Consider the following 19,125-nt stretch of genomic DNA (forward strand, 5'->3'; position numbering starts at 1 on the left):
CGTTACTCCTCAAGCAATCGTTTCAGTTGCCCAACCACATAGTCCTGCTGTTCGTCGCTGAGGGAAGGGAACATCGGTAGGCTGATGGCCTCGGCGTAATAACGTTCAGCCTGTGGATAATCACCTTGGGCAAATCCCAGATCGCGGTAATACGGTTGCAAATGGACCGGTATGTAATGCAGGTTCACGCCGATCTTGGCCGCGCGCAAGCCTTCGAAAACCTGACGATGACTGAGGGAAATCTCATCAAGTCGCAAGCGCACCACATACAAATGCCAGGCCGATTCGGCGTCGGCTTGCACGCCGGGCAAGGTCAGCGGCGAACCACCCAGCAACTGATTATAGCGCGCCGCCAAACCACGACGCCGGGCGACAAACCCATCGAGCTTGTCCAACTGGGAAAGCCCCAGGGCAGCTTGAAGATCCGTGATACGGTAATTGAAACCCAGCTCCACCTGCTGATAGTACCAGGGCCCATGGCTGGGCTCGCTCATCTGCGCGGCGTCACGGGTCATCCCATGGCTGCGCAGACGTTGCAGGCGCTGCGCCAGCTCCGGGCGATTGGTCAGGACCATCCCGCCTTCAGCGCTGGTAATGATTTTCACCGGATGGAAACTGAACACCGTCATGTCCGCGAATTCGCCACACCCCACTGGCCTGTCGGCATAAGACGCGCCCACGGCATGAGAGGCGTCCTCAATGACCGTGAAGCCGTATCGCTCGGACAGGCGAGAGATCTCACGCATGTCACAGCTTTGCCCGGAGAAGGCTACCGCCACCAAGACTTTTGGCAGGGTCCCGTCACACTCGGCCCTGTCGAGTTTTATGGCCAAGGCAACGGCATCGAGATTCCAGGTCAGCGGATCGATATCGACGAAATCCACCTGCGCGCCGCAATAACGGCCGCAATTGGCTGAGGCCAGAAAAGTGTTTGGCGTGGTCCACAAGCGATCCCCAGGCCCAAGCCCCGCAGCCAGGCAAGCGATGTGCAGCGCGGCGGTCGCGTTGCACACCGCCACGGCATAACCGGCCTGGCAGCGACGGGCCATGGCCTGTTCAAAACGTTCAATCGCCGGCCCTTGCGTCAGCCAATCGGACTGCAACACGGCGACGACGGCATCGATGTCAGCCTGATCGAGGCTTTGCCGACCGTAGGGAATCATACCGATAGCCGGGCGTGCAGATCGGCGATCTGTTCCACCGATAAAAAGTGAGGATTGGTGTCAGAACGATACTCGAAGTCCTCCGCGACGGGAGTGCCTCGTTCGCCCAGGTTGTCCATAGCGAAATCCACATCCACGTTGGTGAAGCGAATCGACGGCTGGATTGTGTAATGGTCTGTGAACTCGATCGTCATGCGTGCATCATCCAGCGGCACCATCAACTCATGTAGTTTTTCACCGGGGCGTATGCCCACGTTCTTGCGCGGCAAATGTCCAGCCATGCCCGACGCCAAATCGATGATGCGAATCGATGGAATCTTCGGCACGAACACTTCGCCGCCGTGCATGCGGGCGAAGCTGTCCAGCACGAATTGCACACCGTGATCGAGGGTGATCCAGAAGCGAGTCATACGTTCATCGGTAATTGGCAGCTCCGTCGCGCCCTCGGCGATGAGCTTGCTGAAGAACGGCACCACCGAACCCCGGGAGCCGGCAACATTGCCATAGCGCACGACGGCGAACCGGGTCTGCTGTTCACCCGCGATATTGTTGGCCGCAACGAACAATTTGTCCGACAGCAACTTGGTCGCGCCATACAGGTTGATTGGGCTGGCCGCTTTGTCAGTGGACAGTGCAACGACTTTTTTCACACCGTTCTCGATCGCCGCTGCGATGATATTTTCTGCGCCATTGACGTTGGTGCGAATGCATTCGGTGGGATTGTATTCAGCCGCGGGCACTTGTTTGAGCGCTGCTGCATGCACCACATAATCAATCCCGCGCATGGCCTGGCGCAGACGATCGGCGTCACGCACGTCTCCCAGGAAATAACGCATGCAGGGAGCATTGAAGGTTTGTTGCATCTCGTACTGCTTGAGCTCATCGCGGGAAAACACCACCACGCGCTTGGGCTGGTACTGCTCCAGCAACCGGCGGATGAAATTACGCCCGAACGAGCCGGTGCCGCCTGAGATGAAGATCGATTTACCGTTGAACATACCTTGAGTCCTTTGCCTGATTACCAGGCCTATGCGAGCAACCTTGTCCAATCCACTGCCGCAGCGGTGCCCAGCGCAAAGCCGGTTCCGGTCAAGGCCAGGTTTGGGTTACGCACCGCGTCATGGCTGAAGCGCGCCTCCCACTTGTTGCGCAAGACCTTGGTCGCCTCCGGTGCATCAGGGAACGTACCGGAGTGCAGCATTTGGGCCTGGGGAGTCCAGACGGTGAGATAACCCGCATCCGCCGCTTTCAGGCACAGGTCGACGTCGGCAAACGCTTCACCGAAATGTTCCTCGTCCAGGCCGCCAACGGCTTCGAACAAGTCTTTGCGGATCATCAGGCACGCGCCGGACACCGCCGAGTAGTTCTGTTCCGCCTGATGGCCGTTTAGATAGCCCTTGGCGTCCTTGCGTTCGCCAACGAACACCGAGGCCACCCTCCCATCGGGCTTCAGTACCAGCCCTGCCTGGGTAGTGATACCACGGTTATCCATTTGCTTACTGCCGACAATCCCCACCTCGGGCCGCTGGGCCTGATTGAGCAGGCTGTCGAGCCAGTTGGCATTGATCACCTGCACTTCGGCCGACAATAGCACCAGATACTCGCCCTTGGCTTGCGAGCTCGCCCAGTTGTACAGAGCCGACGCACTGAGGCGACTGTCGCTGCGCAGAACGCGGATCCGCTCGCCCTTGCCTTCCAGGCTATCGAGCCACTGAGCCAGTTCCTCGGATCGGCTGTGGTTATCGGCAACCAATATTTCGTGCCGATGGTAGCGGGTGCGTTGCAGCACGCTGACCAGCGCCTGCTGTACCTGCTCGAAATTGTCTCGACTTTCGAGAATGATCGACACCAGTGGCCGCTCGGCATGCTGGTAATCGATCTGGTATGTCAGCGGTAGCGCCGAGATGACCTGGGCGCGATAGCCGCGGGCGGCCAGGTGGCGCGTCAGTACCTGACGCTCCTGGGGCTTTTCCTCTTCCGGCGGGGCGTCGCAGATCAGCAACGGCTCGGCCAGGTGCGCCAGGCCGGCCAGCCCTGCGTCTTCAATCAGGCGCAACAGCAGATCCTGCTCCAGGGCCTGGGTGTATTCGGGCGTGAATCCTCGGGCCTGGGCCAGCACTTGGCGATTAATCAGCCAATGCCGCGCCATCAGCGAAGGCACCGATTGCAGGAAATCGAGATTGACGCCAGGGCGGAACACATCGATGAGGCTGCCATCAGCCTTACGCTGGATTTCATCCATGGCCACCGCGCGAACGCCGTCGGCATCGATCAGCTCGAGGCTCGCGCGCAACAGGCCACTCGGGGTGAACTGGTCACCGGCCTCGGCAAGCACCATCCAGTCAGCAGTCGATTGCCCGATGATCTGATTGACGCGCTCAACATAATTGGAGGTGCTGACTTTGACGAAGTGCACGGTGTCGCGCACGGTGGTGGTCGCCGGCAGGTCGCCGGTGGTGAAGACCACCACGTTGAACGCCTTGCAGTGGCCATTGACCAGACTGTCGAAGGTGGCCTGTAGCTTGAACATGTCAGCGTCCAGGTCCAGCAGCAGAATGCCAAAGCGCGGTCCGCCCTGATGCTCGACCAGATGGGCTGCAATGGATGTGAGCTGTTGGGCGTTGGGGCTGCGTGCTTCAAGCCAGCTCAACAGACGGCCGGAGTGCATGTTATCCAGCAACCGGCGATCCTGCTGGCCCGGCACCGAATCCAGCCGCTCGGCCCAGGCCTGCAATTTCACCGCTTCGTCTGGTTCGTCGCTGTTTTTCAACGACTCGGCCAGGCGCTTGACCACTGTGCGGTTGAATGCGTAAAGGCCCTGGGCCTCCCATAACCGGCTGCGTATCGTGCGCTCGTTGTCGTTAGGTTGCAGCCGCATCAGTTCATGCTGACGCAGCAGGATGCCTTCCAACTGCTGAAGCTGAAGGCGACCGGCCGGCATTGCATGCAGCAGGAACTCAAATTGAGTGAGCAGGTCGAAGACCCGCTGATTGTAGAACGGCATTTCGACAAATTGCTGTGGGCCAAACGAACGGACCGGCTCGCCCCCCGCCTCCAGCCATGTCGAGCGGATGATCTGCGTGCCTTTGAGTGAGCGCCCCTGCACCAGGCAGTCAGCCATGGCCGCGAAGCTGTCCAGGGCAATCTGCTTGACGCGCCCCGGCGCCTGCTCGCGCAGAGGCGTAGGGAGAGACGCCAGGAACTCGGCGAACTGCTCACGCTCGGCGACGCTTTTGGCGTCTTTGTAACTCAGCACCGTCAGCACGTTGGTGTTGTGTTCGGAACCGCCGTAGTTGAGTTCGCGGACGGCGAACGGAATCGGCAGGATCCGTGCCTTGGCGCAAGCCAACAGGTAAAAAGTATGGCCAATTTCCTGCCACTCGAAACTGGTCCCTGGCGGCAGCATGCCATACCACTGTTGCAGCAGGTCGGTACGGGTCACGGCGTAGAACGGCGGCAGGAACTGATCCATGAAGCGGATCACCCGGTCCTCGGCCAGTTCGCTGTCGTAGTCCTCATGCACTTTGCGGTCACGACGGAAGTAACAGACTTCTGTCGCGCAGGACAGATACATGATTCCGTAGCCGTGACAGAGGCCGTAATCCGGATTGGCTTCGAGAAACTCCACCGACTCGGTCAAGGCATCGTGCAGCAGGAAGTCATCGTCGGCAGCGAACACCATGTAGGGCGTCTTGACCTGATTGACGCCATATACCAGCTTGTCCTGCAGCCCCTTGTAAGTGAACTGGGGCAGGTGGCGGTAATCGACCGACGGAAATTCCCGGGCAATCTGTTCATCCCGTTCCACTGATGAATCCAGCACCAGAATCGAACACGGATAGCTGCTGTAATAATGCAACGTACGGTGCAGGAATGCGCTGCGGTTGTGGGAGATGACCACCACGGTGAACCGCTCGTTCAGCGGTGCCACCTTGTTTTGAATCGTATTTCGAACCTGCATATTTCCTAGTCCCCACAACCTGCCAGACGCCAATGACTTGAAACGGATGAATCAACGAACCCGGCGCAGATAGCCATCCGGTGCGACAGTGATCAGCAGCTTGTTCTGCAGTTGCTGATCGATTTCGAAGTCACCGTTTTCTTCAAGGTATTTCCATACTGCGGTTTTCGGATTGTCGCCCGGGCCCCATGGGCGATCCGGGAAGAAGTCAGCCGGCATGTCTTCCACCACCGTGTCCATCACTACGCAATAACTGCCCACCGAAACCAACGGCGCATACAGGCGCAGCTCTTCCAGCACATGGTCATGGGTATGGTTGGAATCGAGCACCAGGATGACCTTCTTGCCTTTGGCCGCTGCATGGACCTGCTCGGCGATGGCCGGATCGATGCTCGAACCTTCGATCATCGAGATGCGCTTGCTCATCGGGTGGCTCTCGATGGCTTCGCGGTTATGAGGACGGATATCCAGGTCAATGCCCAGCACTTCTCCATGGCCCTGCAGCTCCAGCAACGAGGCGTAATAAATGATCGAACCGCCGTGAGCGATGCCACATTCGATGATCAGGTCAGGCTTGATCTGCCAGATCAACTCCTGCATCGCCATCATGTCCTGGGGCAACTGGATGATCGGCCGGCCCATCCAGGAAAAATGGTAGCTGTACTTATGGCGCGCCGATTCGTTGAAAAACTCCTTGGCCAAGCCGACGAGTTTCTGGTCTTGGCCTTGACCGGCGATTTCGGTCTGGCATTGGGCTTCGAAAGCTTTATGGATAGTGTTGTCGGTCATGTTCGAATCTCGCGGTTATTGGAACGAAGCGCTGTCAACGGCATGGTAGACGTAGCGCCCACCGGTCATCCGTTTGATCTCTTCGAGGTAATTGGAATTCATTACGAACAGATTGGCGCCTTCGGGCAAGGTGTCCATCGCCTCTTGGGGGGAAGACACTCGCACGCCACTCAGCGGCAAGTAGCGCCCCTGCTTGGCCGGATTGATATCCACCACGCGATCCACTGCAACGCCCGCGCGTTGCAGCGCCAATGAATAAATCACGCCTTTGGAGGACGCGCCCCAGATCGCCGAACCTCGCTCAGGCGCGCCCCGAATGATCTGCACGGCACGGTTGAGGCTGGCGGTGAAGTTTTCCGGCAGCATCAGCGGCTGTGGTGCCTTGGCGGGCGTGCTGCGCAAAGTGGAAAGATCGGCAACGATGAAAAGGTATTGGCCGCCGAACAAATGTCCTGCCTCGTGCACCGTCCCGAACATTGCACGCAAATCGGCAAGACGGAAGTAATTCACATGCTCGTAGAACACGTCGAACCAGGCGTTGTGCTGAATAATCCAGTCGAAACACGGCACTTCGATATAAATCTGTCCGCCCTGGTTGGCAGCGGCGAGCTCGGCCAGAAAACCCACCGGATTAGTGATGTGCTCCAGTACATGGCGCAACACGATGGCGTCAGCCTCCACCCCCAATTCCCGACTGAAGGGCGCCTTGATCACATCAGGGTTGTCACCTTCATAGGAAGGATCGATCCCGGTGATGGAGTAGCCCAGGCCTCGCAGCATTTCGAGGAAATAACCTTTGCCACAACCAACTTCAATGAGGCTTTTGTCTGTGAAATGTTGCGCCAGAATCGCTTCGACGTCATTCAGGTGCTGTTGAAACTGCACTGAGTACGCCTGCTCGTTTTGATAGTCGACGTCATAACTGAGTTTGCTGGCGTCGAATGCCTGATTGAAGATCAGACCGCTCTGGCTGTCCTGCACCAGCACGATATCCGCGCTGGCCGATGCCTGAGCCTGTTCGGCAGTGGCAAATGTACGGTTCTGTAAGATCGGCAGTCCGCTCGCCCGATACAGTTCATGCTGCATGTTCTTCTCTCCTGAGCTGCGAAATCCGCTGCGCATCGCCCCAAAACGCCATGGGCTCATGACCCGAATACCCATAGTGGCCCAGGTTCAAGGCGATCGCCGACTGGCGCTCACGCACTCGCTGTTCCACCAGCGCCCGCACCGACACCGGATGGCCACTGCAACAGTTGATCACCCCATCGACATCGCGCCGGGTTATTAGCGAGGCCAATTGAGAAGCGGCTTGTTCGATCTCCAGGTAATCACGCAATTGGTCGCCCGCCGACATGTTGAACTGCGCATCACCTTCGTCGATCGCCCGATCGAGACTGGCCAACAGACTGTTAGGATTCTGTCCCGGGCCGTGCAAATAAAACAGGCGAGCCCACTGCAACGTAAATGCGCGTTCTCGCTGTAAGGCTTCAAGGAACCGATGCAAAGTATGCTTCGCCAGGCCATACGGCGTGCAGGGCTGTGCGATCACCGCCTCGCTCAATGGGCCACTTTGCAGTCCGTACTCGAAACAGGTACCGGTGACCAGAACATGGCTGACGCCGGCCTCGATCACGCGCTTGAGAAACGCGTAGTCCAAAGGCAAGGTTCGCTCGAAATGGAACAGCGCCTGATAGTTCGGCAGGCCAGGCCAAGCCAGATGAGCGATGGCATCGACTCCGTCGGTCAGCGCGCCCACATCCAGGTCCGGTGCATGGACGTCTGCTGTGCAAAACTCCACATCGTCAAACCACGGCATGGCACGCGCGCTTTCGACGTTTCGACCTGAAGCTCGAACGTTGAAGCCTTTGGCGAGTAAAGCACTGACCAGATGCCGACCGACAAAGCCGGTGGCTCCCGTGACCAGTACGGTCGAGGAGTGTCCCATTACAGCTGAACTCCACTGAAATCTTTGTCCAGCAACGGATGACTCGCATCTTTGGCCGACAGATTTTTAACCGGCAGCGGCCAGGAGATGGACAGTGCAGGGTCAATGACCGAGAGGCCGGCTTCATGATCCGGCGCGTAGTCAGCATCGGTTAGATACAACACTTCAGCGTCATCGGTCAGGGCTTGGAAACCATGGGCGAAACCGGCAGGAATCAGCAAACTACGTCCGTCATCGGCTCGCAGGTCCTCGGCATGCCACTGCAGGTAGGTTGGGGATTGCGGCCGCAAATCGACCACCACGTCCCATACCGCGCCCCGTACGCAAGTAATCAACTTGGACTCCGCGTATCCGGCCTTTTGGTAGTGCAGGCCGCGCACGCTACCTTTTTCGACCGTACGTGAATGATTGATCTGGCGAATAGCGAACGGTCTCCCCTGAAGCGTGAGGCGGGACTGACAGAACAACCGGGCAAATCGCCCCCGATCATCGCAGAAGACTTTTTGCCGGATCAGATACAAACCTTCCAGCGCTAACGCCTGAAGGGTGAAATCAGTCATAACCGCCCCCTGTAGAGATTCAATTGATTCAGCGTGATCGCACGCATGTCATCGCCGTTCTGCCAGGCCAGGTGCCAACCGAGGGTCTGGGCCAGGCACTGCTGCAACGACCAACGCGGCTGCCAGCCCAGCAATTGCCGGGCACGGCTGCTGTCCAGACGCAGCAGGCCTGCCTCATGCAGATCACTCGGTTCGATGCGCAAGCCAGGCGCTTGTGGCCAGCGCTCGGCCAGCAACTGGACGACATCACCGACACTGCACATGTCCGCTTCGCCGGGACCGAAGTTCCAGGCACCGGCAAATTCCGACCCCTGCTCATAGAGGGCAGCGGCCAACTGCAGATAACCGGCCAATGGCTCCAAGGCGTGTTGCCACGGGCGCACGGCGTGGGGATAACGCAGCGTCACCGGCTCGTCCGCCGACCAGGCCTTGAGCACGTCCGGAATCAGCCGCTCAGGGGCGAAATCGCCCCCACCCAATACGTTGCCAGCACGCGCCGTGGCCAGAGCCAGGCCATGTTCGGCGTAACGATCGGCGGAGAAAAACGAGGCGGCATAAGACTGCGCCAGCAACTCGCAGCAGGCCTTGCTGCTGCTGTAAGGATCGTGGCCGCCCAGGGCTTCGTTTTCGCGGTAGGGCCACAGCCATTCCTGATTGGCGTAGACCTTGTCGGTAGTGACCATGACACAGGCGCGCACGCCACCAATCTGACGGATCGCTTCGAGCAGGTTAAGGGTGCCCATGACATTGCTGGAATAGGTACCCAACGGATCGCGATACGCCTCACGTACCAGCGGTTGGGCTGCCAGGTGCAGGACAATCTGCGGTTGCACGTCAGCCAGCACTTCGAGCAAGGCACCGAGGTCACGCAGGTCAGCACGCCGATCGTCGATGCCCTCGCCCACCCGGGCCAACTCGAACAGGCTCGGTTTGGTGGCCGGGTCCAGGGAAAAACCGCTGACCTGGGCGCCCAGGCTTTGCAGCCACAGCGTCAGCCAACTGCCCTTGAAACCGGTATGACCGGTAACCAGCACCCGCTTACCGCGCCAGAATTCCGCGCTCAGTCCCATTGCTTCCATGGGGCCTCCCCGCTTTGCCACAGGGCTTCGAGGTGGTTTTTATCCCGCAGGGTGTCCATTGGATGCCAGAAACCGTCGTGCTGAAACGCCTGAAGCTGCTGCTCGGTCGCCAATGCCGCCAGCGGCTCGGCTTCCCAGGAAGTCTGGTCGTCAGCGATATAAGGCAGGACCTGCGGCGAGAGTACAAAGAAACCACCGTTGATCCAGCCACCGTCACCCCGAGGTTTTTCAGTAAAACCCAGGACCGTATCGCCATCGCGCTCCAGCGCGCCGTAGCGTCCCGGCGGCTGGACTGCGGTGACCGTGGCGAGCTTGCCGTGCGCCAGGTGAAAATCCACCAGTGCACCGATATTGAGGTCCGAAACACCATCGCCATAGGTGAAGCAGAACGCCTCTTCATTTTCCAGGTAACGGGCCGCCCGACGCAGCCGCCCGCCGGTCATGGTCTCTTCGCCCGTATCGATCAGGGTCACGCGCCACGGCTCGCTGTAGTTCTGGTGAACGTCCATGCGGTTGTTGCACATGTCGAAAGTGACATCGGAGGTGTGCAGGAAGTAGTTGGCGAAGAAATCCTTGATGGCGTAACCCTTGTAGCCCAAGCAAATGACGAAGTCGTGGATCCCGTGGGCGGAATACTGCTTCATGATGTGCCAAAGAATTGGCTTGCCACCGATTTCAATCATCGGCTTGGGCTTGAGGTGCGACTCCTCGCTGATGCGTGTGCCGAGACCACCTGCCAAGATAACTGCCTTCATCGTCTCCCCTCTTGTTCATCACCGGGCTCGGCCAAGCGTTGTTTTGCTTGCGGGCGCCGGGATTACACCTTCGATGCCGATCCGGGCGCTGCGACGGGGCCGCGAGCGCTCGTTTTATGGCGATATGAGGGGGACTTGCAGGAAACGCGCCAGATCGAAAGGCGGAGTTTTCGGGGGTAGAAGTCAGAAAGAGCACCGAGCCCTGCTTTTGTGGCGAGGGGATTTACCCGTCCCACCTATCAATCCGGTAACCATCCCCACAACCAATGCTGCAAATTATCGGCACTGAGCATGAAGTCACGAAGCACTGCTTCGCGCAGTTCATCGCCCATCCGATAACTGGCGTCAGGGTCGGCCAAGTGCATGCGGATCGCCGCGATCCACTCCTCGGTGCTGTTGCTGCGCACTTTGGTACAGGGCAGGAAACCGTCGTAGGCCTTGGTGTCGGTGCAGATTACCGGGTAGCCGCAGGCGCCGTACTCCAGCAAGCGCAGGTTGCTCTTGCAGTCGTTGAAGATGTGAAACTCCAGCGGCGCCAGTGCCAGGTCGAGGTTCAGACTGGCCAATTTGAACGGGTAGGTATTCAGGCCGACCGAACCGTGAAATTCATGAATGTAGGGGCGCAATACCTCAGGGCACATGCCGAAGAACACCCATTCCACTTCATTGGCCAGCTCGCGGACCACGTCGGCGATGATCTCCAGGTCGCCGCTGTGGCTGGTGCCACCGCCCCAGCCAACCCGAGGCCTGGAAGACGTGCTGCGGCGGCTGGTCAACCGGGCCCACGGCTCGGGTTGCAGCATGTTGGGCACCACGCGTATCTCGCTGTGCATACTGGACAGGGCATCGGCCAATGGTTGAGTGGTCACCACCACGCGATCACAGAGCCCGATGCCCTCGCGCAACATCTGCTCGGTATTGGCCGGCTTGTTGCGGGCATGGGTATTTTTCTTGGGTGCGCTGACGATGTAGTCGTCGAGCTCGAAAATTCGCAAAGCATTGGAATACTTCTTCATCCGCAGGATGTCGCCAGCGGAACCCTCGCTGTAGCGTCCCTGCAAAACGATAGTGTCTGGAGACAATCGCTCGATATCAACAGTGGAAGGCGACTCGTAGGCTACCCGGGCAATGACCCGTCCAGCCGCTTCCAGCTCGGCCAACGGGGCAGTGACACGATAGTGGCCCACCGCGGTTGCATTGACCGGCAGACCAAGCACCAGCGGCAAGGCACGAGTGCAGAACGGGTTCCAGTTGTTACGCAGCGAAGGTTCGAGGCTGAAACTGGAAACCCCCAGGCTCAAGGAAGGACTATAGGCCGGGTCTCGGGCGATCTGGGGCAACCACTTGCGATAGAATATTTCGCGCTCGCGCTCCAACCGTGTTGTTTCTTCAGGCTGACCCGATGACGGCGGAGCAACCTGCATGACGCTGGCATAAGGCGTCCAGACCACCAGGTAGCCATCCTTGCCCGCACGCAAGCACAAGTCGACATCGCTGAGGCCCAGCGTAAAAGTCGCATCATCCAGACCTCCAAGGTCTTCGAACACTTGCTTGCGCACCATCAGGCAATCGCTGCTGACCGAACTCCAGTTCTGGGTGACATGCAAGCGCTGCATGTAGCCTCGGGATGCTGCCGACTCACCCTGAAACGGTGTGCCCACCGGCCCGGCCAACCCAAGAATCTGTCCGCCACCGGCAATCGTGCCCTGGGGACTGAGTATTCTCGCTCCGACCACCGCGACTTCAGGCCGCTGGGCATGATTGAGCATTTCGTCCAGCCAATCAATTTCACCCATGACGATTTGTGGGCTGAGCAACAACAGGTACTCGCCTCGGGCCTGGCTCGCAGCGAAGTTGTGCACCGCCGCATCGCTATCCTCGCCAGCGTAACGCAGCACCCGCAACATGCTCGCGCCCAGCTGTGACATGTTTGCCAGCCAGTCAAGCATGGCCGGAGCCTGGACGCCGCTGTCCACAATCAGAATTTCGTAATGGGTGTAGGCGGTGCGCTCGATCAGGCTTTCGGTGCAGCGCTGCAATACTGCAAGCGAATCACCGGTGCGCAGGATGACCGATACGAGCGGGCGTGTGCTGTGTCGATAGTCGATGCGATTGATCAATGGCAACGTGTCCTGGCGAATCTCATGCACCATGCCAATACGGTCAAGGTGCGCGCTAACCATCGCGGCATTATTCTCAATGACCTCGGGCCAGGACAACCATTGGGCAAAGGTGAGGACGGACTCCACCTGAATTTCGGCGATGTGCTCGATAATCTGCGGACCGGCTTCTTCCACCAGGCGCCAGAGCAGATCATGAGGTGCCAGCTCACCACGTGCCGGATCGAAACCGCCTAGGGCCATGAAACGCTCACGCTCAAAGGCCAGGGTTCGGCCGACGTAGGGATAGGCGCGCATCAGGTCCAGGTTGAAGTCAGGTTTGAACACGGGCTCGCATGATTCTGCATCCATCAGCGCTCCTTCGTCGCTATAGACGCAAAGAACCCCTTGTATCCCTGCCACGCGTTCGGCCAGGATTAACAATGCTGAATCACGGAGGGTATCGCCAGCGCGCAGCAGGTAGAACCAATGTGCGCCCTCCAACTGCGGAACAATGGCATTGAGTTGCCGTGCCCAGTCGGCCTGATAGGGCAGCTGCAGTACACGGTCATTGACCTCGCAATGGGCATCGGACAATACCACCACGGCGTGCGCCGGATAGAGCTGGCCATCAATGCCGCGTAGCGTCGCCATCAACGCCACACTGTCCCCAACGCTGTCGATGACAATGGGTACGATGTTCGGACGCGACGGCCAACTGTCGATGCGCGCAGGCATGGTGCGCTGTTCGACCTCGCTGAACCGGCGGATCGACAGCCATTCGCGATAGAACTCGGCGTAGCTTTCACTCTGCGCCCCCACTCGGCCATTGACCACGGTGTTGCGATTGCCCAGCACCCGGGTCACACACAGTTCCTGCCAGGCGTGAGGTTGATCGGTGACACTGCTCAGATCCACATAGCGCACCCAGCCCGAGGCGGGCGCCGCCTCGCCGTTTCGCACGGCGAGCATCTGTGCCAACCACTCCCACTCCACCTTCGCCGCCTTGAGCATTTCCGGAGTCTTGCTCAGCCGCCCGGGATACAGACGCTCGACACTCAGGACCGTCCCCTGGGCGACCAGATTACCGCGGCGCATCAAACAGACGAACAAGGCAAAGTCGAGCGTGGCAACGAATCCAGCACCCTCCTGGATCAGGGCCGGCAACAGTTCCAGTACATCGGCCCGACGCATCAGGGTCGAACTGAAATTGCCGATGAAGTTGGTCGGTGTTTTCTCGAAAATCGCCAGCATGTCGTCGCCCTTGAGCAGGGCGTCATTTGGCGCGAAGCGGCAATTTTCGATGCGCGGCGGCAAAATAAAGTTTCCCGCATCGCACAACAATCGCAGGGCAAATACCACGCTGACGTCCGCATGATCCATCAGTACCTGAGCCTGCATCGCAATGCTCGGCGCAAACAGTCGATCGTCATCGCACAACACCTTGATGAATTCGCCCTGCGCCTCTTCGACACAGCGCAACAGGTTGCCTTGGAGCCCCAATCGTTGCGGGTTTTTCAGATAACGGACGGGATGGGCCGGCTGTGTAAAAGATCCAACGATGTGGCGAATTTCATCGCCAGGCGAATCGTCGCAAATAATGATTTCAATATTTTCGTAGGTCTGGGCCAAGGCACTGAGCAGTGCCTGGTCGAAAAACCGAGGGTTGTAGGCAGGGATAACGATACTGACGAGGGGAAGTAGCTTCACGGTTAAAACTCTCGAGCGGCGGGCTCCGGCCTTTTCAGGTCGGAGCCCCGAAACCGCTTAAAAAAGACGGTTGGCGGCTCGGTCGATACCGGCTCAGATCTTGTTGAACAGACCCAACTGCGCGATTTTGCTGAAGGCCAGTTGCGAGGCTTGCAGCATGGTGCTTTGCATCGTCAGGCGAATCAATACTTCGGCTGAATCGGAATCACGAATCGACGATTGGGTCTGGCTGTTGGCCAGGACCAGACTCTGGTTGGTGCCGCTTTGGGTATCCAGCGACTGACCCCGACCGCCGACCGAACTCCGGGCACTGGAGAGTTGATCGGTGCCGCTCGTCAGGTTGCCGATACCGGAAGCCAACGAAGCCTGAAATTTCTGTACCTCGAGAGGGTCACCATTGGTAGGGGTGTTCAACGCCTTCTTCAACTGGCTCACGGTGTCCAGGATATTCTGGGTTTCGTGGGTGTTGATTGCGACGCTGAACTGATCGTCCGCGGCGGGCGCGCCGTTCAAGGTGAAGCTCACGCCCGAAGCTGTTGCCACGTTACCGGCGAGGGTGCCGCTGGAAACCGGCCGGCTGTCAGCGGTCAGCGGCGCGGCATAAAGTTCGAAATCGGTAGCGCTGGTGAACTTCAGCACTGCCGAACCGGTAGGGAAACTGGCGTGGTAAGCCACCGGGTCGGTGATCTCACTGCCGGTGATCTGCACCGCTGTCGGGTTGCCGGGGCTGCGTGTCGGAACAAAGGTGTCCGGCTTGGCAGCCAGCGTGAAGGTGCGCCCTGGCAACACCGTGGCGGGGTCGTCACCCGTTTGCAGATTGATGTTCAGGGTCAGCTCCACGCCACGGAACTTGACTGCCTGACCACTTTTGCTGGCAGGGTCGAAACTGCCGCCCTGGCTGGCTTCCGCCGTCACGTCATTACCGAGCGAGTCGGTGATTTTCAGCTGCGTGCCGCTGACGAATTCCACGGTGTACGGCTCGCCGCTGCGAAACTTGCTGTTGTAGCTGACACTGGACGACACCTGGCCGTCGGACAGCACGACACGACCGTCATTGACCGTCGGCGCGGTCATGGTGACCTGGCTCCGGCTGGTATTGACGGCTTGCTGGAACACTTCCCAGCCGGTGCTGTTGGTGGCCATGGACATGGTATCGCCGATCGGCAGGTCGAGGGTGACCTGATCACCGTTATAGCTGTAGGTGCCATCGTCGTTGCGGGTGAACGGGATGGTGTCGCCCTTGGACCCGGCGAAGATGTACTTGCCGTTTTCGTCCTTGGAGTTCATCAGGCTCAGCAACTGCTCTTCGATCTGGCCCAGCTCCGAGGCAGTGGCTTGACGGTCAGCATCGGTGTAGCCGGCGTTACCGGCACTCACGGACAGTTCCCTGGCGCGCTGCAGCACGTTACCAATGCTCTCCATGACCGCTTCAGTAGTGCCCAGGGTCGCCCTGATGGTCTTGGTGTTGGTTTCGTACTGGTCGAGCAACGCCGCCTGGGTACCCAACTGCAGCAGACGCGAAGCGCCCACCGGATCATCGGCCGCGGTGTTCACGCGAACCTGGCTTGAGCTCTCTTCCATGGTCTTGAGGACTTTTGCGAAGTTCTTCTGATAGTTCGCAGCCGAGGTGTCATAAAACTGATTGGTGGAAATTCGCATGGGCTACGACTCCTTAAAGACTGTTGATCAAAGTGCTGAAGATTTCCTGCGCCGCCTTGATGATCTGCGAGGACGCGGTGTAGTACTGCTGGAACTTCACCAGGTTCCCGGTCTCTTCGTCCAGGTCCACGCCGGACAGCGAGTCGCGGGCGTCCGAGGCGTTTTTCAGGATCGCGCCAGTGGCGGCGCTGTCGAGCTTGCCCTGAGCGGCCTTGGCACCGACGCCTTCGACCAGCTTGCCGTAGGCATCGCTCAGGGAAATACCTTTGCTGTTGCTGTTAGTGTCGACGGTCTTGCCTGTCTGCAGGTCGGCCAGGGCGGTGCCGTTACGGTTGTCCAGGCTGCCGGGCTGGGTAAGCGTGACGTTGATGGCGGCACCTTTGGTCGGTGCGCCGGCGATGCTCATTTCAAAAGCGACCGTGCGTTGTACCGGCGGGGTCGCGCCATCCGTGATCGGGTTGCCATTGGCATCCTTGAGCGGAATGGTCAGGTTCAGGGTGTTGCTTTCGCCGGGCTTGATCGAACCGGTACTGATCTCGTTGCCCTGGGCATCGAGCAACTGATACGGCTGGCTGGTGCCATCGGCGGACGGATCACCGAACACCACCTTGACCGGCGTGGACGTCTTGATGCCATTCTGGATGATGCTGGTGGTGGCGGCGTCGTAGATGTCCAGCTTGGTCGTCAGGGTCGGCTGGCCGCTGGCCGGAATGCTCAGCGTGCCGCTGCCGCCGGGTGCGATGGCGGCGCCCAGCGGCGCGGCGATCGCCAGCCGCTTGGAGTCGGTCATCTCGGTCTTGATGCTGGCCGCCGCGTTGCGGGTCGGGGTCAGCTTGAACGAGTCGCCGGTTGCCGCCGTGCCGTTGACGAATTTCATCGAGAAACCGTCGATTTCCGGCGGGGGATTGGTCGTGGTGCTGAAGCTGCCCATCGACGTGCCGTCGGGCAGGCGCTGCACGGTGTAGTCGGTGCCGCTGGTGAAGGTGACCTTGTAGTCATTGGTGCTCAGCTTGCCGGTGTCCTTGATGGCCACTTCGAAGTTGCCGGACCCGGTGCTGTTGTTCAGCGATGCCACGCTGCGCTGGCTTACCTGCGCGGCGCTGTTGATATTGGAGAACAGGTTGGAGCCAAAATCACCGTTGCGGTCGATGCCCGAGGCCTGGATGGCATTCATCTGGTCGGCAACGACCAGGGCCACGCGCCCCAGCTCGTTCATGGCCGGGTCGAGCACGGTGCTGCGGTAGCGCATCAGGCCGCCGATCTCGCCGCCCGAGAGGACCTGAGTGAGGTCCATGACACTGGAACCACTGTTGAGCTGGATGCCCAGGCGCCCCGGATCGTTCTTGTCCGGCACGGTTTCCAGCTTGTTGACCGTGGTGCCCAGCACCAGGGGCTGGCCGGAGCCCAGGTAGATGTCCAGGCTGCTGCCATTTTCCACGACCTGGGTACCGGTCAGGCTGGAAATCTGCCGAATGACTTCGCCGCGGGTATCGAGCAAGTCGTTGGGTGCGCCACCGCTGTTGGAAACCTCGGCGATTTTCTTGTTCAACTGAGCCACGGTGTTAGCCAGGCTGTTGACCTGCTCGACCATGGTCTTGAGGTTGCCGTTGATGGTCTCGCTCTGTTTGTTCAGCTCGCTGGCGACGGAATTGAACCGGGCGCTCATGGCCTGGGCATCGCTGAGCAGCAACTGGCGGGACGCATCGTCGCCCGGCTTGGCGTTGACGTTCTGCACCGAGGCGAAGAACTTGGTCAGGGCGCCATTGAGACCGGTGCCGGTGTCCGACAACAGCGCATCGAGCGGGGAAATCTGCGACTGGTAGGCCGCCGCGTCACTGTTGAGCGAGGTGGTGGTCTTCAACTGCGCTTCGAGATAGGCGTTGTATACCCGCCGCACGTCGGCCAGGGTGGTGCCGGAACCGATGAACACGTTGCCGTATTGATTGGAAGCCTTGGTGCCCTGCACGGTCTGCTGGCGCGAATACCCATCGGTATCGACGTTGGCAATGTTGTTACCCGTGGTTAACAGGGCGAACTGACTGGCCGACAGGCCCGACATCCCTATGTTGAGCAGACTCATGGTTCAATCCTTATAAAATCGTGGTAGCGCTTGCCGAAGCGAAGTTTTGTGGACTCGTCATCTGCCGAGCTATCTGCGAAATCTTGCTGGCGTAGTTCGGGTCGGTGGCGTAACCGGCCTTCTGCAACTCGCGTACAAACTGTTCCGGGTTATCGGCCGACTTCAGCACAGCTTGATAGCGACTGTTGCTTTGCAGCAGATTGACCAGGTCATGGAAGCTGTCGCGGTACGACGCGTAGGAGCGGAACTCGGCGGTTTCCTTGACCATCTCACCGTTGCGGAATTCGCTGGTGATTGCCCGCGCCGAATCGCCCGTCCAGTTCTTGCTGGCCTTGATGCCGAACAGGTTGTGACTGCTGCTGCCATCAGGCTGACGCATGACCGATTTACCCCAACCGGTTTCCAGGGCGGCCTGGGCCACCAGGTAACGCGGATCGACACCGATGCGCTCGGCGGCTTCCTTGGCCATCGGCAACATCGCATTGACGAATTCATCAGCATCGCGGAACGCTTTGCGGGCCGGCGCCAGTGGCGGTTGTGCCACGGCGCGCCCATAAACCTGTACCTGCCCTTTGGCCTCGGAATCCTTGAGCGCGGCCAGCCAGTCACCATTGCCCAATTCGCCGGTGGCCGGCTTGACGGCGGCAACGGCGCGGTCAGGCAGGATGTTCTGTGCGGGCGCCTCGGTCGAGGCCGCAGCCGCAGGCACCAGCCCGGCGAGCAGGCGGTCGGCCAATTTCGGCGGCAGCGCCAGGCGACGCTGGTTGAGCAATTCCATATCGTTGCGGTGCACGCCCTCGCCTGCACCTTGCGGCGCGTTCACGGCCCGCGAAGCCCACAGCGGGCGCTGGCCATTGGTGCGCGACAAAGGCCCGTCGGTGGGCAGCGTTCCGGCGGCCACCGGCGTTACAACCGGCTTGGTCACCTTGTCCAGCGCCTCTTGCTGCTTGGCGGCGGACAACGTCGCCGCCTCACCTGGCGCCGTCGGTTTGTTCTTGGACATCTGGCGCAGCAGCACGTCGGCCAGGCCGATACCACCGCCCTCGCGGGACATCGAAACGGCCAGCTGCTGGTCGTACATTTCCTGATACTGCTTGGCTTCGGCAGTATTCATCGGATTGTCCTTGCCCATCGCTTCGGTGGCCGAACGCATGGACTTGAGCATCTCGCCAAGGAACAGCGACTCGAACTCCTGCGCCACCTTGCGCAGGTTGCCGTCGCTGTTCTTGTCGCCGACCTTGAGCTGGTTCAGGCGGTTGAGGTCCGAGTAGGACCCCGAATCGCCGCTGATCAAAGCGCCCTTGCGCATATCCATGGCTCGTTCC

General features: G+C 59.6%; 13 protein-coding genes. All 13 read right to left on the reverse strand.

The window, feature by feature from the left end; translation table 11 throughout:
- Window positions 1-2: 2 nt before the first annotated feature.
- Window positions 3-1,163, reverse strand: a complete 1,161-nt coding sequence (gene pseC, locus M1E16_RS19790) for a UDP-4-amino-4,6-dideoxy-N-acetyl-beta-L-altrosamine transaminase (RefSeq protein ID WP_458128186.1) — start codon at window positions 1,161-1,163, stop codon at window positions 3-5.
- Window positions 1,160-2,161, reverse strand: a complete 1,002-nt coding sequence (pseB, locus tag M1E16_RS19795; RefSeq protein ID WP_434698617.1) for a UDP-N-acetylglucosamine 4,6-dehydratase (inverting) — start codon at window positions 2,159-2,161, stop codon at window positions 1,160-1,162. The genes pseC and pseB overlap by 4 nt, the downstream gene beginning before the upstream one ends.
- A 29-nt stretch (window positions 2,162-2,190) precedes the next feature.
- Window positions 2,191-5,124, reverse strand: a complete 2,934-nt coding sequence (locus M1E16_RS19800) for a TIGR00180 family glycosyltransferase (protein ID WP_458128187.1) — start codon at window positions 5,122-5,124, stop codon at window positions 2,191-2,193.
- Between the two features lie 51 nt (window positions 5,125-5,175).
- Window positions 5,176-5,913, reverse strand: a complete 738-nt coding sequence (locus M1E16_RS19805; RefSeq protein ID WP_434629200.1) for a cephalosporin hydroxylase family protein — start codon at window positions 5,911-5,913, stop codon at window positions 5,176-5,178.
- A gap of 15 nt (window positions 5,914-5,928) precedes the next feature.
- On the reverse strand, window positions 5,929-6,999 hold the full coding sequence (locus M1E16_RS19810; protein WP_434631207.1) for a class I SAM-dependent methyltransferase: 1,071 nt from the start codon (window positions 6,997-6,999) through the stop codon (window positions 5,929-5,931).
- Window positions 6,989-7,858 (reverse strand): NAD-dependent epimerase/dehydratase family protein, encoded by an 870-nt coding sequence (locus M1E16_RS19815; protein ID WP_434629198.1) that lies wholly within the window; start codon window positions 7,856-7,858, stop codon window positions 6,989-6,991. The genes M1E16_RS19810 and M1E16_RS19815 overlap by 11 nt, the downstream gene beginning before the upstream one ends.
- Window positions 7,858-8,418, reverse strand: a complete 561-nt coding sequence (gene rfbC / locus M1E16_RS19820; RefSeq protein ID WP_434629196.1) for a dTDP-4-dehydrorhamnose 3,5-epimerase — start codon at window positions 8,416-8,418, stop codon at window positions 7,858-7,860. The genes M1E16_RS19815 and rfbC overlap by 1 nt, the downstream gene beginning before the upstream one ends.
- On the reverse strand, window positions 8,415-9,497 hold the full coding sequence (gene rfbG / locus M1E16_RS19825) for a CDP-glucose 4,6-dehydratase (protein ID WP_458128188.1): 1,083 nt from the start codon (window positions 9,495-9,497) through the stop codon (window positions 8,415-8,417). Before rfbG ends, rfbC begins: the two co-directional genes overlap by 4 nt.
- Entirely contained in the window at window positions 9,479-10,252 is a 774-nt protein-coding gene (rfbF, locus tag M1E16_RS19830; RefSeq protein WP_434698624.1) for a glucose-1-phosphate cytidylyltransferase, read from the reverse strand. The genes rfbG and rfbF overlap by 19 nt, the downstream gene beginning before the upstream one ends.
- A gap of 239 nt (window positions 10,253-10,491) precedes the next feature.
- Complete coding sequence (locus tag M1E16_RS19835) at window positions 10,492-14,061, reverse strand: glycosyltransferase (RefSeq protein WP_458128189.1); 3,570 nt, start codon at window positions 14,059-14,061, stop codon at window positions 10,492-10,494.
- 93 nt (window positions 14,062-14,154) lie between these two features.
- Window positions 14,155-15,720, reverse strand: a complete 1,566-nt coding sequence (locus M1E16_RS19840) for a flagellar hook-associated protein 3 (RefSeq protein WP_458128190.1) — start codon at window positions 15,718-15,720, stop codon at window positions 14,155-14,157.
- A gap of 13 nt (window positions 15,721-15,733) precedes the next feature.
- The gene (flgK, locus tag M1E16_RS19845; RefSeq protein WP_458128191.1) at window positions 15,734-17,800 is read right to left on the reverse strand and encodes a flagellar hook-associated protein FlgK; all 2,067 of its coding nucleotides are present in this window, start codon (window positions 17,798-17,800) and stop codon (window positions 15,734-15,736) included.
- 10 nt (window positions 17,801-17,810) lie between these two features.
- Complete coding sequence (gene flgJ / locus M1E16_RS19850; protein ID WP_434629186.1) at window positions 17,811-19,115, reverse strand: flagellar assembly peptidoglycan hydrolase FlgJ; 1,305 nt, start codon at window positions 19,113-19,115, stop codon at window positions 17,811-17,813.
- Between the last annotated feature and the right edge of the window lie 10 nt (window positions 19,116-19,125).

The organism is Pseudomonas sp. Z2-11 (assembly GCF_054161305.1).